The organism is Gulosibacter sp. GYB002 (genome assembly GCF_036577665.1).
Classification (GTDB): Bacteria; Actinomycetota; Actinomycetes; order Actinomycetales; family Microbacteriaceae; genus Gulosibacter; species Gulosibacter hominis.
The window spans coordinates 116,388-143,145 of the sequence record NZ_JARBDD010000008.1 but is presented as its reverse complement, the minus strand read 5'-3'; the positions used below and the strand labels follow the sequence as shown (position 1 = coordinate 143,145).

Below are 26,758 nucleotides of genomic sequence, written 5' to 3'. Positions count from 1 at the left end.
GGTTAGTTTGTTAGCCGGCAGCGGCGATACGCTCGGCCAGCAGCCGCACCTGCTCGGGGTCGTGCGAGCCGTACACCACGAATAGCGAACCGTCGATTTCGCTGATCAGCGCGTAGCGGGTGTTTCCGGCCTCCTCGGGCGAGAGGTGGGTGGCATCAAACTCGCGCCACTGCACACCGCCGACCGTGATCTCACCGGTCTGGCTGCGCCCGGCAAGTTTTTGCAATGCCCAGGTGTCGTTCGCATTGAGCCCCTGGCTCATCCCCACGAACCCCTGAGCCTGGTCGCCGTCGTAGATCACAAAGCCGGTGTACCACTCGGTGACCTTGTCGGCGCCGGTGCGGATCTCAGCGGCATTGGAACGCCACGACTCAGGCACCTCTGGGGCGACCAGCGGCTGCGTGAAGTCGTGTTGTGCCTCGGCTGCCACAGCCCGATAGTCGACATCAAACACGCGCGGTGAATCATTGCGCGGAACAATCAGCACCAGCACCAGCACCGCCAGCCCACAAACCAGCAGTGACGCCAGCAAATTGCGCACCGTCTGCCGCGAACGATGCAGCCGCGATGCTTCAGCTTTGCGCTCGGCAGCTTCGGCTGGGGTTTCGGGGCGGCCCAGATCGGCGCGAATTGGACGCTCGCTGCTCACTTGGTCTGCTCGGCTTCGTCGCGGCCCTGCTCGGCTTCGTTACGAGCCTGCTCGAGTCGTTCGCGAGCACCCTTCAACCAGTGTTCGCAGCGGCCCGCGAGCTGCTCGCCGCGCTCCCACAGGTTCAGCGAGGTGGCCAGCGGCAGCGAGCCCTGCTCGAGTTTTTGGACCACGAGAATGAGTTCGTCGCGAGCCTGCTCGAAACTCATTTCAGCTACGGGGGTGGATGCGGGCACTTCGGCCGATTGGTCGGTCATATTGCTCATTCTACGGTCGCCTCGATTCGTCCATCGGTCACGCGGATGCTCAATGCATCCCCAGCGCGAACCTGCTCGGTATTGGTAACAATTGCTGATTCATCATTGCGCTGCCGCTCAACGATGGCGTAGCCGCGCCGCAGCGTGCCCTCTGGCGAGAGCGCCGAAAGCCGCTGGGTGAGCGAGGCAAGATCGCGTTCGGCATCATCAACTTGGCGGCGCACCAGCTCCTCACCACGGGCCGCGAGCCGCATGAGTTCTTCACCGTGTCGATCAACAATCCATGACGGTTCGGCCAGCACCGGTCGTGAGCGCAGCGCCGCGAGCTGCCGGGTTTCATTCACCACCTGTTCGGTCACTCGGCGACGCAGCCGGGCCCGCAGCTGCGTCACCAGGTCGAGCTGTTCGGCAGTGTCTGGGACCACTCGCTTGGCGGCGTCGGTTGGCGTGGATGCGCGCAAATCCGCCACTTCATCGAGTAGCGGCCGGTCGTTTTCGTGGCCGATGGCGCTGACAATCGGGGTACGGGCCGCGGCCGCAGCACGGACCAGCGCCTCGTCGCTGAACGGCAGCAGATGCATAAAATCGCCACCACCGCGGGCAATGATGATGACATCCACCTCGGGGTCCGCATCGAGTGTTTCGAGCGCGGCAATGACCTGCTCGGCAGTACCTTCACCCTGCACACGGGTGTGGATGGTGCGGAAGTGCACGGCTGGCCAACGCAGCTCGGCGTTGCGTCGCACATCTTTTTCAGCATCCGAATCTTTACCCGTAATCAGACCGATGCACTGGGGGAGGAAGGGGAGCGGCTGCTTGCGTTCGACCGCGAACAACCCCTCGGCCGCGAGTTTTTCGCCGAGCTTGCGCAGCTGCTCGAGCAAATTGCCCAGGCCCGCGTGGCGCATATTCATCACCTGTAGTGAGAGCGTGCCGCCCTTGACCCAAAAATCAATCTTGCCGAACACGACCACGCGGTCACCCTGCTGGAACTGTTCGGTGAGTTTGGCGAGCGTTGAGCGCCACACCACCAGCGACAGCGACACATCGTCGTTGAGGTCGCGCAGCTTGGCATAGGCGTGGCCGCCGCGGATCTGGTAGCTCGTGAGCTCACCTTCAACCCACACCGTGCCGAGCTTGTCGAGCCAGCCCTTGATGCCCTCCGATACTTCGCGCACCTGCATTGGCTGCTCGGCCGTGGGCTGCGTCGTCACCGTGGTTCTCCGTTCTGTTTGTGAGGGGATGCGGGTCAGCTACTGGCGGACATCCGTCAGAAAGTCGGTGGGTCACCGTACACTGGGAGGCGTGAGTGAATCGGTTATTGCCCTGCCCACGCCGCGTATCCCGCGGCCTGCTGTCGTGCTCGAAGACCGGCCGGTTGCCGGACCGAAGCGGGTATTGCTTGCCGCACCACGAGGATACTGTGCCGGTGTTGACCGCGCGGTGGTGGCTGTGGAAAAAGCGCTCGAGGTATACGGTCCGCCGGTGTATGTGCGCAAGCAGATCGTGCACAACCGTCACGTTGTGTCGGAGCTTGAAAAACGCGGCGCAATTTTTGTGGATGAGGTTGATGAGGTGCCCGAGGGGGCCAATCTCGTGTTCTCGGCACACGGTGTTTCACCAATGGTGAAATCAGCGGCGGCCGAACGTGAACTGAACACCATCGACGCCACCTGCCCGCTCGTGACCAAAGTGCACCGTGAAGCAACCCGGTTTGCGAAACAAAACCGAGAGATTCTGCTGATCGGGCACGACGGGCACGAAGAGGTCGAGGGCACGGCCGGTCACGGTGGCGACAGGGTCACCGTGGTGAACAGTGTTGCCGAAGCGAAAACCGTCACCGTCGAAAATCCCAGTAATGTCGTGTGGCTGTCGCAGACCACGCTCTCGGTAGATGAGACCTACGAGATCGTCGGCGTGCTCCGCGAACGTTTCCCTGAGCTGCAAGACCCGCCGAGCGACGATATTTGCTACGCCACGCAGAACCGCCAGGTGGCGATCAAAAAGGTGGCTGCCGAATCCGATCTGGTGATTGTGGTGGGTTCAGCCAACTCATCCAACTCGGTTCGTCTTGTCGAGGTGGCACTACAGCACGGTGCCCGTGCCGCCTACCGTATCGACTACGCGAACGAAATCAAACAGGAGTGGCTGGATGATGTGGTCACGGTTGGGGTGACCTCGGGCGCATCCGTACCGGAGGTGCTCGTGCAAGAAGTGGTCGCGGCGCTCAGCACCGCCGGCTATCGCGATGTTGCCGAGGTAGAAACCGCCACCGAAGACCTCATGTTCTCGCTGCCCAAAGAACTGCGCGCCCAGCTGGGTGGCGAGCAGCAGCGCGGCGGACACGGCCAGGGTGTGCGCGACAAAAACTAGTTTGTCGCTCTCCTCTGTAGCTCGTTTACCCAAATTAGGGTGCGGTGGTGGCCGCCGGTGGGAATCCCTGCTGCACCATCGCATCAATGAGACCGGGATGCGCGATCACGGCCGCGGCCATCAGCAGCGAACTCATAATCCAGGCCAGGAGCGCGCCCATCAGCGCAAACCAAGCGGTGAACTTCTTAGCGCGCCAGCGTCGCACCGAAAAATACAGCCAGATGGCGTAGTTGAGCGGATGCAGGATGATACCCGCCCACTCAATTGCGGCCAGACCCTCGGGGCGCACATAGTCGCCGAGCCCGTACTGCTCATAAAAATCAGCAATGGTCATCACCAGCACCCGCTCGGTGCTCGCGAGCATCATATTGATGGTCGCAAAAACACCGATAACGAATAGCGTGATGCCATAGAGCCGGTCGACTCGCAGCAGCTGCTCGCGTCGACCGCCAACGGGCGAGGGGCCCGAGCCATTTGGCTGAGACCCCTCACCGTGGTTGCCAGGGTTCGTCATTAGACAGTCAGCGAGTTGCCGTACGAACCGAGCTGCTGAGTGGCCTCAACCACACGAGCAGCCATCGCCGACTCTGCCTTCTTACCCCACGAACGCGGGTCATAAACCTTCTTGTTGCCGACCTCGCCATCGATCTTCAGGAAGCCGTCATAGTTTTTGAGCACCGAATCGGCCACCGAACGCGAGTAGGCGTACTGCGTGTCGGTGTCGATGTTCATCTTCACCACACCGTTCGCAACCGCGGTGGCGATCTCTTCAGCGCTCGAGCCCGAACCACCGTGGAACACGAGGTCGAGCGGCTTCGGGCCGGTGCCGTACTTCTCTTGCAGACCAGCCTGAATTTCGGCAAGCAGCTCGGGGCGCAGCTTCACATTGCCGGGCTTGTAAACACCGTGCACATTACCGAAGGTGAGAGCAGTCATGTACCGGCCCTGCTCGCCGAGGCCGAGGGCCTCAACGGTGGCGATAGCATCCTCGAGATCGGTGTAGAGCTTTTCGTTGATTTCGGCGGCCACACCGTCTTCCTCGCCACCCACAACACCGATCTCAACCTCGAGGATCTGACCGTTGTTTTTCAGGCGGGGGAGCAGCTGCTTGGCAATTTCGAGGTTCTCGTCGAGCGGCACTGCCGAACCATCCCACATGTGCGACTGGAAAATCGGCTCGCCGCCGCGCTTTACGGTCTCTTCGCTGGCCGCAATCAGCGGCAGCACAAAGTCGTCAAGGGCGTTTTTGGGGCAGTGATCGGTGTGCAGCGCGACAGTGATCGGGTAGTTCTTTGCCACCTCGTGTGCGAACGCGGCCATGGCGAGCGCACCGGATGCGCGAGCGGTGCGGGTCTGGCCGGCAAAGTAGTCAGCGCCACCGGTGGTCACCTGGATGATGCCGTCAGAGCCAGCCTCAGTGAGGCCCTGCAGCACCGAATTAATGGTCTGCGAGCTCGACACGTTAATTGCCGGGAATGCGTAGCCGCGCTCCTTGGCACGGTCGAGCATTTCGGCGTACTGGTCGGGGGTTGCGATTGGCATTGCGACTCCTTGCAAATAGCTGATGCGTGTGCGCGGTGCGAGACCTTCGCCCCAGGCAGTCTATCTACCGCTGTTCACGGAAAACCGAATCCTGCGCACTAGGCTGGAAGTACGAGTTTTGCACGACGAAAAAGGGGCAAAAAGTGACCGAACAAACTGGCACCACTGATCACGGGGCCGAGCTGATTTCTCACCCCGACCGCAACCTGGCAATGGAGCTGGTGCGCGCGACCGAAGCCGCCGCTATCCGGGCTGTGCCGTGGATCGGTCGCGGGAACAAAAACGCTGCCGACGGCGCCGCCGTAGACGCCATGCGGAAGTTTCTCGCAACCGTCGACTTCCAAGGCGAGGTCGTGATCGGTGAGGGAGAAAAAGACGAGGCACCGATGTTGTTTAACGGCGAGATCGTCGGTAACGGCACCGGTCCGCTGTGCGATATCGCAGTTGACCCGATCGATGGCACCAGCCTGACCGCGGCCGGCCGCCCGAACGCGCTCTCGGTTATCGCAGTCGCCGACCGCGGCTCGATGTATAACCCGAAAGATGTCTTCTACATGGACAAAATCGTGACCGGAAGCGCAGGCCACGGTGTCATCGACCTCGATCGCCCCATTGGCGACAACATTCGCGCGCTCGCTAAAACACTCGACAAAGACCTCGTCGACATGAAGATCGCAGTGCTCGACCGGCCCCGCCATGAACAGCTCATCGCCGAAATCCGCGAGGCCGGCGCCGGCACCGAACTCATGCTCGACGGTGACGTTGCTGGCGGTATCGTCGCCGCGCTCGGAACCGGTCGCATCGACATGTGCGTCGGAATCGGCGGCACACCCGAAGGCGTGATCACCGCCTGCGCAGTCAAAGCACTCGGCGGGGTTATGCAGGGACGGCTGCACCCGCGCAACGAAGAAGAACGCCAAAAAGCAATCGATGCCGGCCACGACCTCAGCCGCGTCCTCACCCAGGACGATCTCGTCACCACCGACAACACGTTTTTCGTGTGCACCGGTGTTACCGACGGGATGCTCGTGAAGGGCGTCGACCGCGAACGCAACGCCATCACCACCGACTCGGTGGTGCTGCGCTCACACTCGGGAACCTTCCGTCGCGTGACTGCAACGCACCGCGTCGACAAGTGGCTGAACGATGACTAATAGCAGTTGACACCACCATCGCGAGCGGGCCGCCTACCAAAACTTTCAGTTAGGCGGTCCGCTCGCATCCGAAGCCAAAAATCTCGCTCACGTCACCGGCTCATAAACGGCCACGGGGATACAATCAGGAACGCACGCTGAGCAGCAGCTCAATACGCGCATCCAAATATTCCGGCAGCGGTTGTGCCGATGCTGCCGGCGCCGAAGCCGACCAAATCACCATCGGCTTCCCGTCGCGAACCAACACCGGCGCGCTTGTATCCGTGAGCTCGGAAGCGATAATCGGCACCGCATCCCAGTGCACCGTCTCACCCTCACGAAACCCGCCCCGAATCGCCGCATACCGAAGCTGATCCCGTTCACGAGCCGACTCGGACGGGTAGTTAATATGCGGTTTCGGAACGTGCGCGCGCAGCGTGTGCGTCGCCGCGAACAGCTCACCAGCCACCGACACCAGCAGCCGGCCAACAACCCATGCGCTGCCAACCCGCTCAATTCGTGGTGGTCGGGTGCCAAATAACCGGCGGCGCGCAGGCACAAAGCGACCCAGCGCATCCGGCGAAACCCCGGCTGCGGTAAGCCGCGCCGCCGCATCCGCCGCCGCCCGCGCGACAACCGCAGCCGTATCGCAAACCATCGTTATTCGCCGTAAAGCTCGCGCATCTCGTCGGCGAAATGTTCGAGCACCACGCGACGAATCAATTTCGTCGAAGCCGAAACCTCGCCGCGCCGCTCGTCAAACTCGCGGTGAACAATCACAAATTTGCGGATCGACTCGGCCCGCGAAACCTTCTCGTTCGCCAGCTCAATAGCGCGCTCAATGGATGCCCGCACTGCCGGGTTCTGACTCGCCTCGGCAATCGAAAGCGAGCTGTCCTCACCGTGGTTGCGCAGCCAGCTGGCGAGCATCTGCTTATCGAGCGCCACCAGTGCACCAATAAACGGCTTCCCCTCACCAACAACCATGACCTCACCGATCAACGGATGCGAACGCAGCGCGCCCTCCAACACTGCCGGCTGCACGTTTTTACCGCCTGCAGTGACGATGATCTCCTTGCTGCGACCCGAAATTTTCAGGTAGCCATCGTCATCGATCGAGCCCAAATCGCCGGTGCGATACCAGCCATCCTCGGTGAACGCGGCCGCGGTAGCTTCAGGATTGTTTCGGTAGCCCCGGAACACACCCGTGCCCTTGACCTGCACCTCACCCTCGGCCGAAATTCGCAGGCTCGTGCCGGGATAGGGAGCGCCAACCGTGCCGATCTTGATTTTGCCGGGACGGTTCACCGAAGCCGGCGCGGTCGTCTCGGTCGCACCATAACCCTCCATCACCGTGACACCAATGCCGCGGAAAAAATGACCGTGACGAGTTGCCAGCGCGGCACCACCCGAAATGGCCACCTCCAGGGCGCCACCCATCACCGCACGGAGCTGACCAAACACCATCCGGTCGGCCACCCGCAGCCGCCAGCGCTGCTTCAGCGACGGGCCAGCCGCGGTGTCGAGCGCCATCGAATACGTTTGCGCCACTCGAGCGGCCCAGCGGAAAATCCGCAGCTTCAAACCTGATCCCGCACGCGCATCCGCCGCGTTGTAGACCTTTTCGAACACCCGCGGCACCGCAATCAGCCATGTCGGCTTGAACTCCTGCAGGTCTTCCACCAGCCGCGAAGTTGACGGGGCATACCCCATAACCGAACCCGAATGCACGCAGAGCATCTGCGCGAACCGGCCATACGAGTGCGAAGGCGGCAAAAACAGCAGCGTGCGCTTTTGCACACCGTTTTCATCCGGGGTAACCACATGGCGCAAACCGGGGTCGGCCACACCGTGATAGCAGTGGGCGAGCAAATTACCGTGCGTCAGCTCAGCGCCCTTGGGGCGGCCAGTCGTGCCGGAGGTGTAACAAACCGTGGCCACCGTGTCATAGCGAACCGATGCCGAAAGCTCAGCGAGCTGCGCATCCGAAATATTTGCCGCCCGACCGGCCTCGCGCAACTGCTCGAGCGCACCATCTGCATCCGAATCAGCATCGATCACAAAAATTTTTTCGAGGCAGGTGGAATCCAAAAGCGGCTCGACCAGCTGCGCCTGATCGGCACCCTCAACGAACAAGAACCGCACCTGCGAGTCGCTCACCATCCACTCCACCTGGGTGCGCGACGAGGTGTGGTAGACGGGAACCACCAGCCCGGCGACTTTCAACGTGGCAAAGTCGAGCACCGTCCACTCGTAGCGAGTTGGAGCCATGATGCCCACCGCATCACCGGGCTTGATGCCCAGCGCCACAAGTCCCTTCGCAACCGCATCCACAGTCGCCACGAATTCGTCAACGGTTACCGGCACGAACGCGGTACCATCGCGGCGCTCCGCGAGAATAGAGTCGCCGCCGCGATCAGCACGGTCCTGCAACATGGTGAGCAGCGTGTGCTGTTCAGACAGTTCGGCCAGGCCCTGGGTGTGGGTCGTCGTTAGGGACATACTTCGTAAGTGCTCCGATAAAGATGGCAAAAACCGGCCGAAAATTGTGGCCAAAGGTTGATACTACGGGCAGCCGAGGCGAGTCCCATGCACGAAAACCACAAAGTTCGCCAACCTTTCTACCGGAAGCAAGGTTCGCCGGGTATTGTCACGCGCTTTTGGCAACTTGCAGCGCAACCGGTAGCCTTAGTGCTCAAATCACGCCAGCAACGAGCGTGAACGTCACACATGAGGAAGCAATGACAACCTCCATATCTCGGGATGCGCAATACGCGCCATCGCGCACTGACCGGCTTGACCGGCTCACATTCAACCGCGCCCACGGCAAACTGCTGGTCGGCTCAGGACTCGGATGGGCACTCGATGCCATGGACGTCGGGCTGCTGTCATTCGTGATCGCCGCGCTAGTTCAGCAGGGATTTGCCACCGGTGAGCAGGCAAGCTGGCTCGCATCCATCGGCTTTGCCGGTATGGCCATTGGTGCGACGCTCGGCGGTCGTCTAGCCGACCGATTCGGTCGCCGACAAACATTCGCGCTCACCCTCGTGGTGTTCGGTATCGCAACGGGCGCCTCGGCACTGGCGCCATCAATCACCGCGCTCATGGTGCTGCGCTTTTTCATCGGTCTGGGGTTGGGTGCCGAACTGCCCGTGGCTTCGACGCTCGTCTCGGAATTTTCACCCACCAAAATTCGCGGCCGGATGGTCGTGTGGCTCGAAGCGTTTTGGGCACTGGGATGGATTCTCGCGGCGCTCGTCGGCACCTATGTGGTTCCCACGAGCGAGGACGGCTGGCGCTGGGCGCTTGCCATCGGTATGCTGCCCGCCGCCTACGCGGTCGTAGTTCGCTGGGGACTGCCAGAGTCGGTGCGCTTCCTTGAATCGCGGGGACGCCTTGATGAGGCCGAAGCGGCGGTGCGTAATTTTGAGCGTTACGCAGGCACAACGCCCGCAGCCGAACTCATCGCGCAGGCCGACCGTGAACGTGATCAGCGCCTGGCGGCGGAGGCAGCTGCGGAAGCGCGCGAGCACGGCGAATCGATTTGGGCGCCGCAGCTGCGTCGCCGCACCATCGCGCTGTGGACGATCTGGTTCTGCATTAATTTCAGCTACTACGGGGCCTTTTTGTGGATCCCGAACCTGCTGGTTGAGGCGGGCTTTGCGCTGGCGAAGTCATTTGAATTTACGCTCATCATTACGCTGGCGCAGCTGCCCGGATACGCGGTGGCTGCTTGGCTGATCGAGGTGTGGGGGCGCCGCGCGACACTGGCGACGTTCCTTGCCGGATCGATGGTTTCTGCCGCATTTTTTGGGTTTGCCAACACTGAGACACAGATCATCATCTCTGGCTGCCTGCTGTCGTTCTTTAACCTGGGTGCGTGGGGCGCCCTCTATGCGATCGGGCCAGAGCTGTACCCGACGACCATTCGCGGCACCGGTACCGGTGCTGCGGCTGGATTCGGGCGCATCGCCTCGATTCTCGCGCCGATTGTGGCGCTCAGCCTAACCAAGTCGGGTGGCGTGGTGCTCACCTTCACCGTGTTCGCGATCGCCTTCGGCATCGCCGCGTTCGCTGCGTTCTTGCTGCCGGAGCAGCGCGGTAAAGAACTCGCCGATTAGCTGCCGCCGGTTATTTTGACGGGTGTGGGACGCGCCGCAGCGCACCCCACACCCGTCGCTGCGTTGCCCGGGTGCCGCCGCCTGGCCCGTGCTGCCTTCTGGCCGGGTCCCCGCCGCCTGGCCCGTGCTGCCTTCTGGCCGGGTCCCCGCCGTCTCGCCGGGTCCCCGCCGTCTCGCCGCCCCGTCGCCCCGCGGCACAGTTATCCCGCCTCGTCGCCCCGCCCGCACCCGCCCCGCCCGCACCCGCTGCACCGTCATCCCGTCCTGCCGCCCCCGCCCTCACCAACTTTGGTCAAATGCTGGCCGATATGCAGATATAGGCGTATAGACATGCATGTGGCCAAAGTTGGTGCGGGGTGCATTGGTGCAGGGCGTGCGGGTGTGGGGCGCTGGCTCGCGGGCCTCGGCGAGTGGACTGTGGCGCGTGGTTTTCGGCCCGAATCCAGCACGGCGTGTGGTTTCGCGGTCGGGTAGGTGCTCGAAACCAACTTTGGTCAAATGCTGGCCGATATGCAGATATAGGCGTATGGACATGCATGTGGCCAAAGTTGGTGCGGGCATGGGGAGTAGGGTCGGGTACGGCGAGTAGGGCCGGGCACGGGGCGCGTGTGCGAGAGTGGTTGCGTGATCCGGCTGTTGTGGGTATGACATGGTGATCACGGCGCGGCGTAGGCTGGATGCATGTCAAACCCCCAGCCCACGCGCCGCGCTTTCGTTCGCACCGTCACTGCCGCCGGCGGTGGCGCTGCCCTGACTGCCTTCCTTGCCGCATGCTCGACCGGCACCGGCGGGGCCGCCGCCGAAACGCCCGCACCCTTTGAGCTTCCCGCTTCGGAGGTGCCGGTGGGCGGTGGCGTGGTGCTCAACGAGCACAGCGCGGTCGTGACGCAGCCGAGCGCCGGCGAGTTCCATGCCTTCGTCGCCATCTGCACCCACAAACAGTGCCCGCTTTCATCGGTTGAGGGCCTCGGCGCCTACTGTGCCTGCCACTCGAGTTATTTCGACATCGCCACCGGCCACCCGGTTGCCGGCCCTGCCCAAGAAGCGCTGCCGGAACTGCCCGTGACGGTTTCTGGCGACACTCTTCGCATCGGCTAGCACCCGCAGCGACACAAGATCTTTCCAGCCGGCGGCGCAGCGCATGCCACTGTTTGTTTGACGCACGCGGCTAGTATGCGCGTGTGACGACTACGACCCCTAGCCCCACACTTTTGCAACTGGCTGAGCGATACGGGGTGGCCACCTCGTACCACAATTGGCGTGGCGACCACGTTGAGGTGCCAGCTGAGACGCTCAGGGCGGTGCTGGCCGCACTCGACATTGATGTCACCGATGAGCACACCCTCGCCGCAGCGCTCCGTGCCGCTGACGAGCAGCCCTGGCGCCACGGTGTGCCGCCAACCACGATGGTTCGGCAGGGGAGTGCCGGCGAGGTCGCGATCCACGTACCCCACGGCGTATCGGTCGACGCGGTTGCGGTGCTCGAAACTGGTGAGTCGGTGCCCCTGCAGCAGGTCGACAATTGGAATGGCCCGGCGAATATCGACGGCGTAGAGGTGGGGGAGGCGAGTTTCCGCATCCCTGACGACCTTCCGCTCGGCTGGCACCGGGTGCGGGCAACTTCGGGGCCCGAAGCAGCGGCCCAGGCTGAGATGCTCGGCTATCGACTCGATGAGGATGCGCAGCTGGTCGCTACCGGTGCGCTGATCGTTGTGCCCGAGCGCCCCGCAACCCAGCTCGATGAGCCGGTTTGGGGTTTGATGACGCAAATGTACCAGCTGCGCTCGCGGCGGTCGTGGGCGGTTGGCGATCTCGCCGATTTGCAGACACTCGGGCAGTGGGGCGCCGAGCGTGACGCTGATTTTGTGCTGATCAACCCGGTGCACGCGCCGGCTCCTGTGACGCCGATTACCCCGTCGCCGTATTTGCCCACCACGCGCCAATTCATCGATCCGAGCATCCTCAGCATTGAGGCGGTCATCGATGAGGTGGTTGCTGCTTCCGGTAAATCTTCGCTGGCTGATGTTGTGGATGCGCCAACACTGCGGCGTTTGAGTGATCTCACTCGGGATGCTCGGCTGGCGAATGCCGGCGAGGTGATCGATCGCGATCGTTGCTGGCTCGCGAAGGTTGAATCGCTGTGGCTGCTGTTCAAGGTGGCGGTGCGGCTCGATCATGAGCGTTGGCGGGCGTTTGGTGATTTTTGTGACGAAGAGGCTGAGCCGCTGATGAATTTCGCCACCTGGTGTGTGCTCGCTGAACAGTTTGGCAGTGATTGGCGTCAGTGGCCCGAGGCATTGCAAACGCCGCATTCACCCGAGGTGGAGGCGTTCCGACAGCAGCATGCGCTGCGCGTGCAGTTCTACGCCTGGCTGCAGTTTGAGGCCCGCCAGCAGTCGATTGCGACTCAGGATGCCTTGCGTGACGCAGGCATGTCGATTGGTGTGATGCGTGACTTGGCGGTGGGTGTTGCTGGTGCGGGGGCGGATGCGTGGGCGCTCGGGCCGGCGATGGCGCGCGGTGTCACGGTTGGTGCGCCGCCGGATGCGTTCAACCAGCTCGGTCAGAACTGGGGCCAGCCGCCGCTGCGCCCAGACTCGCTCTACCTGCAGGGGTATGAGCCGATGCGCGCGCTATTGCGTAATGCTTTTGCCGGGGCCGGTGCGCTGCGAATCGACCACATTCTCGGATTTTTCCGGCTGTGGTGGGTGCCGGCGGGGGCGAGTGCCGATGCTGGCACCTATGTTGCCTATGACTATGACGCGATGCTCGGCGTGCTGCTGTTGGAAGCGGGCCGCGCCGGGGCGATCGTGGTGGGCGAGGATCTCGGTGTGGTGTCGGATCTCACTCGCGAGCAGATGCAGCAGCGTCATGTGTACGGCACTCAGATCATGTGGTTTGAACGGGATGCTCAGGGCCGTCCGAAGCCGCCGGGAGACTACCGGGTTGAGTGTTTGGCGACGGTCACCACACACGATTTGCCGCCCACTGCCGGTTACCTCGAGCTTGCGCATGTGACGCTTCGCGATCAGCTAGGCCTTTACACCCGGCCGGTTGCCGAAGAGCTCGCTGAGGAGCAGGCTTGGGTCACGGCACACATTGATGCGCTGCAGCGGGAAGGCTGGGTTGGGGATGCACCAACCACCGAACAGCTGGTGCTGGGACTGCATCGCCGCCTAGCAAGCGGTGCCTCGCGGATGTTTGGTGTGTCGGTCGCTGACCTTGCCGGCGATCGCCGTGCGATCAATCAGCCGGGTACCGATGCGGAGTATCCGAACTGGCGGCTACCGCTATCGGATGCATCCGGCGAGGTGGTGAGTCTGGAAGCGCTCACCGAGTCGAATTTTGCCGATGAGCTGGCACGTGCATCCCAACGCCGCGCGCCGCAGCAGTAGGCCGATGTGCGTGCTAACTGAGCTTCCCCGGCAGCGCTGGCTTTGACTAATTGCAATGCAAATGTGTACATTTTGTGCCACTTTCGCGTAGTATCGCCGGGGATTCGTTATCGAGTACCGGCAAGGGAGCGGGTTTTCGGTAACAATATGCACGTCGAGTCGGAGAAACACCCCACTCTCCGATAACGTGAACCACTACTAACAATTTAATCCGAGTCCACACAGGCCCTCACCCGGGGTTCTGTCTCACAGTTAGGTCAAGATTCGAGATGGCACTGACAAAGTTCGTCCTGCGACGACTTGTCGGATACATCCTGTTGGCGTTTATTGCGACGTCGCTGACCTTCCTGCTGGCGCAAGCGCTCTTGAACCCGCAGGAAGTCATGTATCCGCCGAACACCCAGGGAGGGAAGCCGATTCCTCCCGAAGTTATGCAGGCGTACTTTGATGCGCGAAACATCAACCCCGATGTGTCGATCTGGCAGCGCTACCTGAACTGGCTCACGAACCTATTCACCGCCCCGTGGGAAGAGAAGCTCGGTGTCACCACCGGTACCGACAAGAAGGCGCTGTGGGTGATCCCCGAGATGGGTACTCGTATCTGGATCTCGCTGCGACTCGTGGTGATCGGAACCTTCCTCGGCGTGATCCTGGGTATCGTTCTCGGCGCCTGGTCGGCGGTGCGCCGCGGTTCGATCTCTGACAAGACCATCTCGACCATCAGCTTCATCGTGCTGGCACTGCCCACCCCGGTGATCATTCTGTGCATCCAGGGCTTCAACCTGGCGATGGGGAACGCGATCGGTTTTAAATTCCCGTCAACGAACCCCGTCGACCCGCTGGCCGAACCCGGTAGCTGGGAGTCAATCAGCTTCCAGATCAAGGCGATGGTGATGCCAACCATCGCGCTCGCGGTGATGGGTATTGCAAGCTACTCGCGCTACATGAAGGTCACCACGCTGGATGTGTTGAGCGCCGACTACCTGCGCACCGCTCGCGCTAAGGGGCTCACCAAGGGCCAGGCGATGCGCCGCCACGGTTTCCGCATGGCGCTGATCCCGATGGGCCAGTACTTTGCCTTTGCGCTCACCGGCGCGTTCGCCGGGTCGTTCTTCGTGGAGCGACTGTTCAACTGGCAGGGTATTGGTTCGTGGGCGGTCACCCAGCTGCAGATCGGTGACATTAATGGCACCACCGGCGTGATGATTTACGGCGCCATTTTGGTGCTGCTCGCGGCAACACTTGCCGACTTCTTCCAGGCCGTCCTCGACCCGCGGATTCGGTGATCACAATGACTCAAGTACCACCAAACCTCCCCGCCGGCAGCGACTCGGAGTCGATGCTCGAAGCTGAGCAGGCAGACCTTGAACAGACCCAGGAAGTAATTGCTGCCGAAACCGGCAAGCCCACGCACGCGGCGAAGCGTTCGGCGCTCGTATGGCGTCGTTTCCGCCGTATGCCCTCAGCGTGGATTGGGATGAGCATCCTGCTGCTGCTCGCCCTGGCCGCCATTTTCATGCCGATGGTGTACCAGTACACCCCGATCGAGTACGACTTCGCCAACCAGCTGAAGCCACCGAGCGCCTATCACTGGTTTGGCACGAACAGTCAGGGGCAAGACATCTTCGCCCAGATCATGGTGGGGTTGCGGATCTCGCTGATCATTGGGTTTGCAACGGCCCTATTTGTGCTCTTCCTCTCGGTGCTGTTCGGCACTCTCGCCGGCTATTTTGGCGGTGTGATCGACAAAGTTGTTGTGACCTTCATCAACTTCCTGCTGATCGTTCCCTCGCTGCTGCTGATGCTACTGCTGAGCCCGTTCTTGCAGGGCGTGCACTGGATCCTCATGGTGCCGCTACTCGGTGCATTCTCGTGGATGATCACCGCGCGTGTGCTGCGCGCCCTCACCCAGAGCCTCGTCAACACCGAGTATGTGCAGGCCGCACGATTCATGGGTGTGCCGCACCACCGCATCATTCGCCGCCACATCATCCCGAATATTTCCTCGTGGATGATCATCGACACCACCCTCGGTGTTGGTGCCGCGGTGCTTGCCGAAACCGGCCTGTCGTTCCTGGGCTTCGGCATCCTCTACCCGAACTTCTCGCTCGGTTCGGTGCTGCAGAACTACAACATCGCCCACCCGCACACGTGGGTCTTCGCGGCAGCTATCCTCGCGCTGCTCGTGATTTCGATCAACATGGTCGGCGAAGCTCTTCGCGACGCGCTCGACCCGACCAGCGGACGGGGGCACTAAACCATGGCAAACACCAACACCGGATCGATCTTCACCAAGTCAATCCCCGTCATCGACCGTACCGATGTGCTGCTTGACGTGCGCAACCTCAGCGTCTCGTTCAAGTCCGAAGCCGGTATCGTGCAGGCCGTCCGCAACCTCAGCTACCAGGTGCACCGCGGCGAATCGCTCGCCATCGTGGGCGAATCAGGATCGGGTAAATCGGTTTCATCACTCGCGGTCATGGGGTTGCTCGCCGAAAACGCGATGGTCGAAGGCGAGATCCTCTTCGAGGGTGAAAACCTCCTCAAACAGAACGACCGGCAGCTGTCGGCGCTGCGCGGCGAAAAGATTTCGATGGTGTTCCAGGATCCGCTGTCGGCGCTGACCCCGGTCTACCGCATCGGTGACCAGATCGCCGAAGTGATCCGGGCGCATCATAATGTGTCGAAATCGGCTGCGCGCAAACGTGCCGTTGACCTGCTGGATGCGGTGGGCATCCCCAACCCGAAGCTGCGGGCCCAGTCGTTCCCACACGAGTTCTCGGGCGGTATGCGGCAGCGCGCCATGATCGCCATGGCGATTGCTAACGAGCCCGACCTCATCATTGCCGACGAGCCCACCACTGCACTCGATGTGACCATTCAGGCGCAGGTGATGGAACTGCTCAAGATGGCGCAAGATATCACCGGTGCCGCAACTGTGCTCATCACACACGACCTCGGCGTTGTGAGCGGTTTCGCCGATCGCGTGATGGTGATGTACGCCGGTAAAGCTGTCGAGTTCGGTGACGTGCACTCGCTGTATGAATCGCCCCGGATGCCCTACACTGCGGGGTTGCTCGCATCGATTCCGCGCGCCGACCGGCTCGTTCACGAACCGCTCACGCCGATCGAAGGATCGCCGCCGTCGCTAGTGAACCTGCCCACCGGCTGCCCGTTCGCGCCGCGCTGTCCGATCGCCACCGATCTGTGCCGCACCGAAGAACCGCAGCTTACCGGCACTGACAAGCCGGGCATCCTGGCTGCCTGCCACCACAGCGACCAGCTTGTTGGTGGAGAAGAAATTTTCAAACGCCCCGAAGCTCCCGAGCCGACACTCACCGCGCCCCGTGAAGAACGCCCCTCGGTGCTCGAGCTCGACAGTGTTGAGCGGGTTTTCCCGATCACCAAGGGCGCGCTCGTGAAGCGCAAGCTTGGCGAAGTGCACGCGGTCGACCAAGCCAGTTTTGATATTCGCGAGGGTGAAACGCTCGCGCTGGTGGGTGAGTCGGGATCTGGTAAGACCACGACCATCCTCGAAGTGATGCAGCTCAAGGCACCACAGGCGGGCACCATCAAGATTGATGGCCGGGATGTGAGCGAGCTGAACCGGCGCGAGCGGCTGGCGCTGCGCAGCGATATGGGCATTGTGTTCCAAGACCCGATGGCTTCGCTCGACCCGCGCATGCCCATCGGTGACATTCTGCGCGAACCGATGGAAGTGCAGAACTACACGACCGAGCAGATGGAAGAGCGTGTCGACTGGCTGCTGCGCACCGTCGGGTTGCTACCCGAGCACGCCGACCGATACCCGCAGGAGTTCTCGGGTGGTCAGCGTCAGCGCATCGGTATCGCTCGTGCGCTCGCCTGCGAACCGCGCTTCATCGTGCTTGACGAACCGGTGTCAGCGCTTGACGTGTCTATCCAGGCTGGCGTAATTAACCTGCTCGACGAGCTCAAGCACCGGCTGGGGCTCAGCTACCTGTTTGTGTCGCACGACCTCTCGGTGGTGGCGCACATCGCCGACCGGGTTGCCGTGATGTACCTCGGTCGCATTGTCGAACTCGGTTCAACCGACGAAATTTTCAGCGAGGGAATCAACCACCCGTACACGCGGGCGCTGCTTTCGGCAGTGCCGATTCCCGACCCGGTGATCGAGCGCAAACGTGAGCGCATCGTGCTTGAGGGCGACCTGCCCTCGCCCACTGAACGCCCGACCGGGTGCCGTTTCGTGAGCCGCTGCTACATCTATCAGCACCTGCTTGACGAAGAACAGCGCCAGCGCTGTAGCGATGAAATTCCTGCGCTTGAACAGCTCAGTGACCGCGACCACGCGATCGCCTGTTTTTACCCAGAGAAAACTGAGACGTATATTCCCCCTAAGCGAAAACTGAATATCGATTCCACCTCACAAGGAGAAACCGAATGAAGAAGCGGATCCTGACCGGTGTCGCTGCTGTAGCGGCACTGGCACTCGCACTGACCGGTTGTGCTCGGGCCGATGAAGACCCGAACAACACTCAGGCTGGCGGCGACCAGATCGCAGCCGACCAGAATGAGATGAACGCTCAGCCCGAGGAGAACCTCGGCGAGGGCGGCACACTCCGGCTGTACAACAATGCCTTCCCGGCGAACTTCAACACCGCGACCGCTGACGGTAACGAGCGCAACACCATAGACATCATGGATGCCGTCTACCCCGGCCTGTACAAGTACACCGCTGACGGCCAGGTGATCCCGAACGAGCTCTACGCCAAGCGCATCGAGCAAACCAACGAGTCGCCCCAGACCTTCGAAATCGAACTGGTCGAAGGTAACAAGTGGTCGGACGGCACCCCCATCGACTGGAAGTCGATCAAGAACACCTTCGACGCCATGGTCAACGAAGAATTCAATGTTGCTTCGCGTGAAGGTTACGACCGCGTCGAAAAGGTTGAGAAGGGTGACAACGACTACACCGCAGTCGTGACCTTCAAGGAGGGCGAGGTTTACGCCGACTGGATGGGTCTGGCTAGCGTTATGCCCGACCAGCTCGTCGCCTCGGCCAAGGAGTTCAACGAGGGCTGGGTGAACGGCCCCAAGGTGACCGCCGGCCCCTACACGATCGACAAGATCGACTCGGCGAATAAGTCGGTTACCCTCAAGCCTGACGAGAACTGGACCGGTGCACGCAAAGCCAAGCTTGACCGCATCTCGTTCCAGACCATCGAAGACCCGGCTGCTGCCGCTACCTCGTTCAACGGTGGCCAGCTTGACGTGATCGATGCCTCGAACCTCTCGATCTACTCGGTTGTCGAGCCCGAGACCGGAGAAGGCACCGACTTCGAGATCCGTAAGGCAGCTGGCCCGAGCTGGACCCACTTCACCCTGAACGGTAAGGAAGGGTACATCCTCGAAGACCAGAACCTGCGTCAGGCATTCGCCTACGCCATCGACCGCAAGTCGATCTTCCAGGCTGTGAACGGCACCCTGCCCTACCCGAGCGGTACAGCTGACGACCTGCTCGGCAACCACATGCTCGTGCAGAACCAGGACGGCTACGAGAACTACGCCGGCGAATACGGCACCGCAAACGTCGAGAAGGCCAAGGAACTCATCGAGAAGTCGGGTTGGACTATGGGTGACGACGGTTACTACCAGAAGGACGGCAAGACCCTCGAGATCCGCTACGTCTACAACGCTGGTTCGACCGTTAACGGCACCGTCGCCCCAATCGCTACCGAGAACCTCAAGGCAGCCGGTATGAAGCTGAAGGTCGAGCAGGTGCCGCCAACCGACCTGTTCTCGAAGTACGTCATCCCCGGTGACTACGACATGACCCTGTTCGGCTGGAATGGTAACCCGTTCGTGACCTCGGGTGTGTCGATCTGGCGTGCCGACGGTGAGCAGAACTTCTCGAACGTCGGTACCGACGAGATCGATGGTCTGCTCGACGAACTGCAGCGCACCACCGACGTTGACAAGCAGACTGAACTGCTCAACCAGATCGACGAGAAGCTGTGGCCGGTCATGGGTAACCTGCCCCTGTACCAGTCGTACGACTTCATCGTGACCCCGAAGGACCTCGCTAACTACGGCGCTCCCGGTTTCGAGAGCGTTGACTGGACCCTCGTTGGTTACGTGAAGGACTCGCCGAAGCTCAAGGGCTAGGCTGACTGTCTAACCGCTGGGGCTGGTGGTGCGCGTGTTGCGCCACCAGCCCCGGCTCGTTTCCTGGTTCCGTTCGCGGCCGGCCGGGTGCCACCCCGGCCCTGCGCCCCCGGTGCCGTATTCCGGTGCCGAGCCTTGGGCGTCGTAAGCATTCCGGTACCTTCCAGCCTGCCGGCACCGCATCCTGGTCCTGATCACCGCATCCCCGGCCCCCAACCCGCATCCTGGTCCTGACCACCGCATCCCCGGCCCCCAACCCGCATCCAGCGCCGCATCCCCGCGCTGGAACACGGCAGCTTCATCCTGGTCCTCGCATCAACTGCCTCACCGCAGCCTCGCAGCCTCATCTCACCGCCTCACCTCACTTCCTCACCGCCTCACCTCACTTCCTCACCGCCTCACCTCACCAACTTTGGCCACATATCGGGTGATGCGGAGATATCTGCATAACGACAGTTAAATGACCAAAGTTGATGGGGCGACCAGACTGCTTCAGCTCGGAAGGTTCCAGCCTCCGGAAATCCCGCAGAAGCGAAGGTGCCGAAAAACTCTACGAGGCATGCGTGGTCGCAAGCGTCGCCGGCATTCGGCCTAGGATGCATGCATGGTCTCCACACACAGCGCCGCACGCACGCGCCTTCACTGGGAGATCTGGATTGTGTTGGCGTTGGCGATCCTGCCATCGTCTGTCTCCGCCATAGTTGCCCTGCTTGAAACATCATTGCAGCACGCGACGCCTGGTGATGGAGTGCAGCAAATCAACCCCACAACCAGCACTTTTCCGGTTGTCGACCTGCTGCGTCGACTCAACTGGATCGCCGCATCGCTCGCACCGGTCGCGCTCGCAATCTGGCTTCTCTGGACCCGGCACGAATCGGGGTTCCACCGCCTAGGGATTGATTGGCGAGGCCCTCAGCAGCTGGGGCGCGACTGCATCCGCGGCGCCGCACTCGCCGCAACCGTCGGCATCCCCGGACTCGCGCTCTACGTGGTTTCACGGCTCGCGGGCATGACGCCTCAGGTAGTGACATCGGACGCCAGTCTTACTGTTATGCAGGTCACACTGCTTGTGATGGCAGCGCTGAGAGCAGCACTGCTCGAGGAGATCGTTGTCGTCGGCTACCTCATTGTGCGGTTGCAGGCGCTCGGCTGGTCGATGTGGAAGATCGTGGCGGTATCTGCACTTCTGCGCGGGTCGTACCACCTCTATCAGGGGACGGGAATGGCGCTCGGTAACGTAGCGATGGGAGTGCTGTTCGCATGGCTATTTTTGCGCGGTTCACGGCGCGACACGTTCGTGAACCGACAGCGCTTAGCGCCACTTATCGTGGCACATTTCACGCTCGACTGTGTTGCGTTCCTGGGCTACCCGCTCGCTGTCTCACTATGGCCAGATCTTTTTTAGGCGGTGTGTTCGACGGGGCTTCGCAGGTGCCAGCGGCGCCTGACGAATGCGAGTATTCGCTCGAGTGTGTCGGGCCATTCATGCACAACATGCCGGTAGGTGAGCCGCATCACGACGTATCCGCGGGAGACTGCGATTTGGTCGGCATCTCGGTCGTTGTGGAAGGCTTCGGGGCGGTCATGATGCTCGCGGCCATCGGTCTCGACCAGTAGCGAACGCCCAATCTTCATGTCGTAGCGGCGAACTCCGCGAACGGGCCACTGTGTGGTCAGCTTGATGCGAAGCGCCCGTAATCGCGCGCGCAGTAGCGACTCGAGCCCCGAATCGGACGCGATATCGCTGTATTGCAGCACTCGTCGCCCCTTGCGGCCAGATTGCTCGCAAATCTCGACGAAAGTCTCGTAATCGAGTAGTTGTTCACGGATGAGGCTGTCGCCGATAGCCACAAGTTCGTCAATTGGCTGGCATTCGAAGCAGGCCAGAAATGCCGCGGCTACGTTGTCGACGACCACTTGGGTTGCGTTTGCGAGTCGTGGCTCACGGTGTATGCACACATTTTTTGTGCGGCGGATGCGGTGTTTGCGATCAACTCGTACGTGCAGCCGCCGGTCGTGTGCGCGCCAAGCGCCTCTGGGTTGCAACGCCGAAGGCCCGGTGAGCGAGCCGCCGGCAACGCGGGCCCGGGTGATGTCTGGGTGTGCATCTGAAAGTGCATACCAGCCATATGCGGGTCGAATAAGCGTGCCATTCGCAACGAGACGTTTGAGCCTGTGTGGCGAGATTCCGGCGTGCAGTAACCATTTGCGGCGCGCTGCCCCGCCACATCGTCGCAGCAAATCAGTTGCCTCGGGCGGTAGCGCTAGGTCTCGAAACATGGGGGTAGTGAACCCGAATTGTTGGCTCGTTGCTGGTGGCGTCGAGGATTCTGTGGATAAGTGACTTTCACAGGTGCGTCGGTTGCCGCGTACGCGTGCGCGGGTGGCTGTGGCGGCGTATGGCTGCTGTGGCGGCGAATGGCTGTTGCTGCGCGCCCGTGGTTGCTTTGGCGCTCGCGTCGCACCAACTTTGGCCACACTGCTGCAGTTATGCGGATATCTGCATAGCAGCACGTATGTGGCCAAAGTTGGTGGAGGGGTGGGGAGGAGGGAGGGGGAGGAGGGTGAAGAGGCTGAAGATGGTGCGGAGGGTGTGGAGGCTGAGGAGAGGTGGGGCGTGGAGGTGTGGGCTCGGAGCGGCATGGACGGAGCGACACAGGCGAAAGGGAAGTGGCGTGTGTGGGGTGTCGGGGCGAAGAGAGCGGGGCCGCGCGGGCGGACTGAGAAGGAGCGGGCTTGCGCCTGGACGATAGCCATCGCTCGTACATGCGCGATAGCCATTGGTCGTACAATTGAGATTCCGCCGATACCTATTGCAAAGGCACTGTTCATATGACCTCAACCCTCGCTCACCGCAACGACATTCGTAACGTCGCCATCGTCGCTCACGTTGACCACGGCAAAACCACGCTCGTGGATGCAATGCTGAAGCAGACCCACACTTTCGGTGAGCACTCGTCACACGAAAACGACGATCGGGTGATGGACTCGGGTGATCTCGAGCGCGAAAAGGGCATCACGATCCTCGCGAAGAACACCGCGATCCGTTACAAGGGCGAACACTCGGATGGTGAAGAAATCATCATCAATGTCGTCGACACTCCCGGTCACGCCGACTTCGGCGGCGAGGTCGAGCGTGCGCTATCGATGGTCGATGGTGTGGTGCTGCTTGTCGACTCGGCTGAGGGTCCGATGCCGCAGACTCGTTTTGTGCTGCGCAAGGCGCTCGAAGCGAAACTGCCGGTGATTTTGCTGGTAAACAAGACTGACCGGCCGGATGCTCGCATCCCCGAGGTTGTGGGCGAGGCGCAGGATCTGTTGCTCGGTATCGCGGGTGACTTGAGCGATACAGTTCCCGATCTCGACATTGATGCGCTGCTAGAGCTGCCCGTGCTCTACGCTTCGGGCCGTGCCGGGGTGGCTTCGACCAACGAGCCGGCAAACGGTGAGCTGCCGGACAACGACAATCTCGAGCCGCTGTTCAACGCTATTCTCGAGCACATCCCAGCTCCCACGTATGACGCGGATGCGCCGCTGCAGGCGCATGTCACGAACCTCGACTCGTCGCCGTTCCTGGGCCGTATCGCACTGCTGCGTATTCACAATGGCACGCTGCGCAAGGGCGAGACGGTTGCGTGGGTGCACGACGGTGAGACTCGGAACGTGCGTATCACCGAGATGATGGAGACGATTGGTCTCGAGCGCGTCCCCACCCAGGAAGCTGGCCCCGGCGACATCATTGCTATTGCCGGTATTGAGGACATCATGATCGGTGACACGATCGCCGATCCCGAGGATGTGCGTCCGCTACCGACGATCACGGTGGATGAACCGGCGATCTCGATGACGATTGGTACCAACACTTCGCCGCTCGTTGGCAAGGTGAAGGGCCACAAGCTAACCGCCCGCATGGTGAAGGAGCGTCTCGACCGCGAACTGATCGGTAACGTGTCGCTGCGCGTGCTGGACATTGGCCGCCCGGATGCGTGGGAGGTGCAGGGCCGTGGTGAGCTGGCGCTGTCGATTTTGATTGAGAACATGCGTCGTGAGGGTTTCGAGTTGACTGCGGGCAAGCCGCAGGTGGTTACGAAGGAGATCGACGGTAAGAAGCATGAGCCGTTCGAGCAGACGACCATTGATGTTCCGGAGGAGTTCCTCGGCGCGATCACGCAGCTGATGGCGGCGCGTAAGGGCCAGCTTGAGAGCATGGAGAACCACGGCACTGGCTGGGTGCGGATGGAGTTTTTGGTGCCCTCGCGCGGATTGATTGGTTTCCGTAGCGAGTTCATGACGCTCACGAAGGGCACCGGTATTGCTAACTCGATTGCGGCTGGATACCTGCCGTGGGCTGGGCAGATTCAGTCGCGCGTGAACGGCTCGATTGTGGCCGACCGGGCTGGCGTCGCCACATCGTTTGCGATGATCGGGCTGCAGGAGCGCATGTCGTTCTTCATCGATCCGACTGATGAGGTGTACGAGGGCATGGTGATTGGTGAGAACACCCGTGCTGATGACATGGATGTGAACATCACCAAAGAGAAGAAGCTCACGAATATGCGTTCGGCCACCGCTGACGAGTTCGAAAAGCTCACGCCGCCGCGTCACCTGACCCTCGAGGAATCGCTTGAGTTTGCTCGTGAGGATGAGTGCGTCGAGGTGACACCCGAGAAGGTGCGCATCCGCAAGGTGGTGCTTGACGGCACCGCTCGCGCTCGTGCTGCGGCGCGGGCAAAGCGCGAGGGTTAGTGATGCGGCAGCCTGCCGGGACGTCTCGCTGGAAGTCAGTGTTGGAGACAGTGCTGACGTCGCTGGCGTATTTGCTTTTTGGGGCAACGGCAGCAACGATCGGCACTTTTGCTCATCGCACTCGATTTTTTGTGGGCGAGTTTCCGGTGTGGATTGGCTGTGTTGGTGCGCTAACTGCGGTGCTGCTCATTGCGCTTGGTTTGCGCTGGTACTTGGATGAGTGGATGCCGTCGCTGGCGTTCTTTTTGGGCGTGGTGTTGACGGTGTTTTTGTATTCCACGCCGGGTTTGGGGCGGTCGGTGATCTTCCCGGCGGGCGAGTTGACCGGTCCAGCGCTTTGGTGGCTGTATGGCTCGGCCATTGCAGCTGGGTTGCCGTTGATGATGCCGAAGATACGCCGCCAGAGCTCGGCTGCACGCCAGAAACCGAGTCGTGCGGGTATGGTTGAGAACGCATCCGTAGTTGAGAAGGAGTCTGCATCGTGACCTACGTAATTGCACTTCCGTGTGTTGACATCAAGGACCGTGCCTGCGTAGACGAGTGCCCGGTCGACTGCATCTATGAGGGTGAGCGGATGCTGTACATTCACCCGGATGAGTGCGTTGACTGTGGCGCCTGCGAGCCGGTTTGCCCGGTTGAGGCGATCTACTACGAGGATGATCTGCCGGAGGAGTGGTCGGACTACTACCGTGCGAATGTCGACTTTTTCGCCGAAATCGGTTCGCCCGGTGGCGCTGCCAAGCTCGGTCCACAGAATTTTGACGACAAGATGATTGCCGATTTGCCTGCGGGAATTAACGACTAGCGGTTACTACCGTTTATGGGGTGTGAGTGGGCGTGGCTAAGCGGGTCGCGCCCACGGCGTTTACGGCGTCACGGCTGCAACTTTTGCGCGAGTTCCGCATCCGACTTGTAGTGAACGGCAATCACTCACCCCGCTGCGTTGTGGTCGCACGCAATGCTCATAGTTGCCGGTTAGGGTAGGGGGTGTGGCTGCCGCGCAGAGGATGCCGTGGCGGCCCCGCAGCACGACAAATCCATGAGGAGGATCCGTGAGCGATCAGCAAGATTCGGTGCAGAACGCGCAGCAGGTCGCGACTTTCACCTTCCCCGGTGGCTCGGCAGAGTTGCCGATTATCCGGGCAGTTGATGGCCGTGATGCGGTGGATATGTCCACGTTCACCAAGCAGACCGGGCTGACCGGTCTTGACTATGGCTTCGTCAACACTTCGTCAACGCGCAGCGAAATCACCTACATTGATGGTGACCAGGGCATCCTGCGCTACCGGGGGTACCCGATTGAGCAGCTGGCTGAGCACTCGACCTTCCTCGAGGTGGCCTATTTGCTCATCTACGGTGAACTGCCTTCCGAAACTGAATATAAAGACTTCACCACTCGCATCTCGCGGCACACGCTGCTGCACGAGGACGTCAAAAAGCTGTTTGACGCGCTGCCTTATTCAGCGCATCCGATGTCGGTGCTTTCGAGTGCGGTGGCCGCGCTCGCCACGTACTACGAAGACACGCTCGATGTGCACGATCCCGAGCATGTTGATCTGAACACAGTGCGGCTGCTGGCGAAGTTGCCGGTAATTGCTGCTTACGCGCACAAAAAGTCGGTCGGGCAGGCTTTTTTGTATCCCGACAACTCGCTGTCGTTTGTTGATAACTTCCTGAAGCTCAACTTCGGTAACTATGCCGAGGAATATGTGGTCAATCCGGTCTTGTCGAAGGCACTCGACCGACTGCTCATCCTGCATGCCGACCACGAGCAGAACGCTTCGACCTCGACGGTGCGGCTCGTGGGCTCGACTGAGGCGAACCTGTATGCCTCGGTCTCGGCCGGTATTTCAGCACTGTTTGGTCCACTGCACGGTGGCGCCAACGAGGCGGTGCTGAAAATGCTCGCCGACATTGTCGAGTCGGGTCAGGGCGTCGCACGTTTTGTGGAGCGCGTGAAAAACAAGGAAGACGGTGTGCGACTGATGGGCTTCGGTCACCGCGTCTATAAGAGCTACGACCCGCGCGCGAAACTGGTGAAGCAGTCTGCTGATGAAGTGCTCGAAGCACTGGGCGTACACGACCCGCTGCTCGAGGTGGCGGTTGAGCTCGAGCAGGTGGCATTGAACGACGAGTATTTCCAGTCGCGTCGGCTCTACCCGAATGTCGATTTTTACACCGGCATCATCTACAAGGCGATGGGTTTCCCGACAAGGATGTTTACGCCGCTATTCGCGATCGGTCGACTGCCCGGTTGGATTGCACAGTGGCGCGAGCAGAATATCGATCCGAAGTCGAAGATTGGCCGTCCGCAGCAGCTCTACACGGGGTCGGCTAAGCGCGACTATCCGGAAGGTCGCCACTTTTCGACGCATAGCTAGTTCTGTCGCATCGT

22 protein-coding genes are annotated in these 26,758 nt (G+C 61.4%); 14 read left to right on the top strand and 8 right to left on the bottom strand.

Features of this window, described 5'->3' with window-relative positions:
• Window positions 1-10: 10 nt before the first annotated feature.
• The 3 genes from PV375_RS05085 to xseA are packed head-to-tail and all read right to left on the bottom strand — an operon-like array spanning window position 11 to window position 2,120.
• The gene (locus tag PV375_RS05085; RefSeq protein ID WP_332106408.1) at window positions 11-649 is read right to left on the bottom strand and encodes a DUF4245 family protein; all 639 of its coding nucleotides are present in this window, start codon (window positions 647-649) and stop codon (window positions 11-13) included.
• Window positions 646-906: an exodeoxyribonuclease VII small subunit gene (locus PV375_RS05080; protein ID WP_332106407.1), complete on the bottom strand. Its 261-nt coding sequence runs from the start codon at window positions 904-906 to the stop codon at window positions 646-648. The genes PV375_RS05085 and PV375_RS05080 overlap by 4 nt, the downstream gene beginning before the upstream one ends.
• Before the next feature lie 5 nt (window positions 907-911).
• Window positions 912-2,120 (bottom strand): exodeoxyribonuclease VII large subunit, encoded by a 1,209-nt coding sequence (gene xseA / locus PV375_RS05075; protein WP_442903931.1) that lies wholly within the window; start codon window positions 2,118-2,120, stop codon window positions 912-914.
• A gap of 91 nt (window positions 2,121-2,211) precedes the next feature.
• On the opposite strand from xseA, the gene PV375_RS05070 reads away from it, so the two are divergent.
• On the top strand, window positions 2,212-3,279 hold the full coding sequence (locus tag PV375_RS05070; RefSeq protein ID WP_442903930.1) for a 4-hydroxy-3-methylbut-2-enyl diphosphate reductase: 1,068 nt from the start codon (window positions 2,212-2,214) through the stop codon (window positions 3,277-3,279).
• A 34-nt stretch (window positions 3,280-3,313) separates the two neighbouring features.
• Here PV375_RS05070 and PV375_RS05065 read toward each other — a convergent pair whose 3' ends face one another.
• Window positions 3,314-3,793 carry a DUF6264 family protein gene (locus PV375_RS05065; protein ID WP_332106406.1) on the bottom strand — a complete coding sequence of 160 codons (480 nt, stop codon included), beginning with the start codon at window positions 3,791-3,793 and terminating at the stop codon, window positions 3,314-3,316.
• On the bottom strand, window positions 3,793-4,836 hold the full coding sequence (gene fbaA, locus PV375_RS05060; RefSeq protein ID WP_332106405.1) for a class II fructose-bisphosphate aldolase: 1,044 nt from the start codon (window positions 4,834-4,836) through the stop codon (window positions 3,793-3,795). Before fbaA ends, PV375_RS05065 begins: the two co-directional genes overlap by 1 nt.
• A gap of 197 nt (window positions 4,837-5,033) precedes the next feature.
• Between fbaA and glpX the strand changes: the two genes are divergently transcribed.
• Window positions 5,034-5,975, top strand: coding sequence for a class II fructose-bisphosphatase (gene glpX / locus PV375_RS05055; protein WP_332106489.1), 942 nt, complete (start codon window positions 5,034-5,036; stop codon window positions 5,973-5,975).
• 124 nt (window positions 5,976-6,099) lie between these two features.
• Here glpX and PV375_RS05050 read toward each other — a convergent pair whose 3' ends face one another.
• Both PV375_RS05050 and PV375_RS05045 read right to left on the bottom strand, forming a co-directional pair.
• Window positions 6,100-6,612 (bottom strand): hypothetical protein, encoded by a 513-nt coding sequence (locus PV375_RS05050; protein WP_332106404.1) that lies wholly within the window; start codon window positions 6,610-6,612, stop codon window positions 6,100-6,102.
• A gap of 2 nt (window positions 6,613-6,614) precedes the next feature.
• Complete coding sequence (locus PV375_RS05045; RefSeq protein ID WP_332106403.1) at window positions 6,615-8,456, bottom strand: AMP-dependent synthetase/ligase; 1,842 nt, start codon at window positions 8,454-8,456, stop codon at window positions 6,615-6,617.
• Between the two features lie 239 nt (window positions 8,457-8,695).
• Between PV375_RS05045 and PV375_RS05040 the strand changes: the two genes are divergently transcribed.
• From PV375_RS05040 to PV375_RS05005, 8 genes are all read left to right on the top strand, one after another.
• Window positions 8,696-10,075 (top strand): MFS transporter, encoded by a 1,380-nt coding sequence (locus PV375_RS05040; RefSeq protein ID WP_332106402.1) that lies wholly within the window; start codon window positions 8,696-8,698, stop codon window positions 10,073-10,075.
• 681 nt (window positions 10,076-10,756) lie between these two features.
• Window positions 10,757-11,173, top strand: coding sequence for a Rieske (2Fe-2S) protein (locus PV375_RS05035; RefSeq protein WP_332106401.1), 417 nt, complete (start codon window positions 10,757-10,759; stop codon window positions 11,171-11,173).
• Between the two features lie 83 nt (window positions 11,174-11,256).
• Window positions 11,257-13,470, top strand: a complete 2,214-nt coding sequence (malQ, locus tag PV375_RS05030) for a 4-alpha-glucanotransferase (protein ID WP_332106400.1) — start codon at window positions 11,257-11,259, stop codon at window positions 13,468-13,470.
• A 269-nt stretch (window positions 13,471-13,739) separates the two neighbouring features.
• On the top strand, window positions 13,740-14,756 hold the full coding sequence (locus PV375_RS05025) for an ABC transporter permease (RefSeq protein ID WP_332106399.1): 1,017 nt from the start codon (window positions 13,740-13,742) through the stop codon (window positions 14,754-14,756).
• 5 nt (window positions 14,757-14,761) lie between these two features.
• Window positions 14,762-15,727, top strand: coding sequence for an ABC transporter permease (locus PV375_RS05020; RefSeq protein ID WP_201518471.1), 966 nt, complete (start codon window positions 14,762-14,764; stop codon window positions 15,725-15,727).
• Between the two features lie 3 nt (window positions 15,728-15,730).
• On the top strand, window positions 15,731-17,896 hold the full coding sequence (locus PV375_RS05015) for an ABC transporter ATP-binding protein (protein ID WP_332106398.1): 2,166 nt from the start codon (window positions 15,731-15,733) through the stop codon (window positions 17,894-17,896).
• Window positions 17,893-19,617 carry an ABC transporter family substrate-binding protein gene (locus PV375_RS05010; protein ID WP_332106397.1) on the top strand — a complete coding sequence of 575 codons (1,725 nt, stop codon included), beginning with the start codon at window positions 17,893-17,895 and terminating at the stop codon, window positions 19,615-19,617. The genes PV375_RS05015 and PV375_RS05010 overlap by 4 nt, the downstream gene beginning before the upstream one ends.
• 604 nt (window positions 19,618-20,221) lie before the next feature.
• Entirely contained in the window at window positions 20,222-21,022 is an 801-nt protein-coding gene (locus PV375_RS05005) for a CPBP family intramembrane glutamic endopeptidase (protein WP_332106396.1), read from the top strand.
• On the opposite strand, the gene PV375_RS05000 is transcribed toward PV375_RS05005, so the two are convergent.
• The gene (locus PV375_RS05000) at window positions 21,019-21,534 is read right to left on the bottom strand and encodes a DUF559 domain-containing protein (RefSeq protein ID WP_332106395.1); all 516 of its coding nucleotides are present in this window, start codon (window positions 21,532-21,534) and stop codon (window positions 21,019-21,021) included. The genes PV375_RS05005 and PV375_RS05000 overlap by 4 nt on opposite strands.
• Window positions 21,535-22,449: 915 nt before the next feature.
• Here PV375_RS05000 and typA point away from each other — a divergent pair.
• The 4 genes from typA to PV375_RS04980 all read left to right on the top strand — a co-directional run bounded on the left by typA (window position 22,450) and on the right by PV375_RS04980 (window position 26,744).
• Window positions 22,450-24,363: a translational GTPase TypA gene (gene typA, locus PV375_RS04995; RefSeq protein ID WP_332106394.1), complete on the top strand. Its 1,914-nt coding sequence runs from the start codon at window positions 22,450-22,452 to the stop codon at window positions 24,361-24,363.
• Between the two features lie 38 nt (window positions 24,364-24,401).
• Window positions 24,402-24,848: a hypothetical protein gene (locus tag PV375_RS04990; protein WP_332106393.1), complete on the top strand. Its 447-nt coding sequence runs from the start codon at window positions 24,402-24,404 to the stop codon at window positions 24,846-24,848.
• Window positions 24,845-25,168 carry a ferredoxin gene (fdxA, locus tag PV375_RS04985; RefSeq protein WP_332106392.1) on the top strand — a complete coding sequence of 108 codons (324 nt, stop codon included), beginning with the start codon at window positions 24,845-24,847 and terminating at the stop codon, window positions 25,166-25,168. Before PV375_RS04990 ends, fdxA begins: the two co-directional genes overlap by 4 nt.
• Before the next feature lie 247 nt (window positions 25,169-25,415).
• The gene (locus PV375_RS04980; RefSeq protein WP_442903929.1) at window positions 25,416-26,744 is read left to right on the top strand and encodes a citrate synthase; all 1,329 of its coding nucleotides are present in this window, start codon (window positions 25,416-25,418) and stop codon (window positions 26,742-26,744) included.
• The last annotated feature ends 14 nt before the right edge of the window (window positions 26,745-26,758 follow it).

Excerpts from the sequence above, each read along its gene's own strand:
- PV375_RS05080 (WP_332106407.1), bottom strand. The coding sequence starts at position 906 with ATGACCGACCAATCGGCCGAAGTGCCCGCATCCACCCCCGTAGCTGAA.
- PV375_RS05065 (WP_332106406.1), bottom strand. The coding sequence starts at position 3,793 with ATGACGAACCCTGGCAACCACGGTGAGGGGTCTCAGCCAAATGGCTCG.
- glpX (WP_332106489.1), top strand. The coding sequence starts at position 5,034 with ATGGAGCTGGTGCGCGCGACCGAAGCCGCCGCTATCCGGGCTGTGCCG.
- PV375_RS05050 (WP_332106404.1), bottom strand. The coding sequence starts at position 6,612 with ATGGTTTGCGATACGGCTGCGGTTGTCGCGCGGGCGGCGGCGGATGCG.
- PV375_RS05045 (WP_332106403.1), bottom strand. The coding sequence starts at position 8,456 with ATGTCCCTAACGACGACCCACACCCAGGGCCTGGCCGAACTGTCTGAA.
- PV375_RS05040 (WP_332106402.1), top strand. The coding sequence starts at position 8,696 with ATGACAACCTCCATATCTCGGGATGCGCAATACGCGCCATCGCGCACT.
- PV375_RS05035 (WP_332106401.1), top strand. The coding sequence starts at position 10,757 with ATGTCAAACCCCCAGCCCACGCGCCGCGCTTTCGTTCGCACCGTCACT.
- PV375_RS05025 (WP_332106399.1), top strand. The coding sequence starts at position 13,740 with ATGGCACTGACAAAGTTCGTCCTGCGACGACTTGTCGGATACATCCTG.
- PV375_RS05020 (WP_201518471.1), top strand. The coding sequence starts at position 14,762 with ATGACTCAAGTACCACCAAACCTCCCCGCCGGCAGCGACTCGGAGTCG.
- PV375_RS05015 (WP_332106398.1), top strand. The coding sequence starts at position 15,731 with ATGGCAAACACCAACACCGGATCGATCTTCACCAAGTCAATCCCCGTC.
- PV375_RS05010 (WP_332106397.1), top strand. The coding sequence starts at position 17,893 with ATGAAGAAGCGGATCCTGACCGGTGTCGCTGCTGTAGCGGCACTGGCA.
- PV375_RS05005 (WP_332106396.1), top strand. The coding sequence starts at position 20,222 with ATGGTCTCCACACACAGCGCCGCACGCACGCGCCTTCACTGGGAGATC.
- typA (WP_332106394.1), top strand. The coding sequence starts at position 22,450 with ATGACCTCAACCCTCGCTCACCGCAACGACATTCGTAACGTCGCCATC.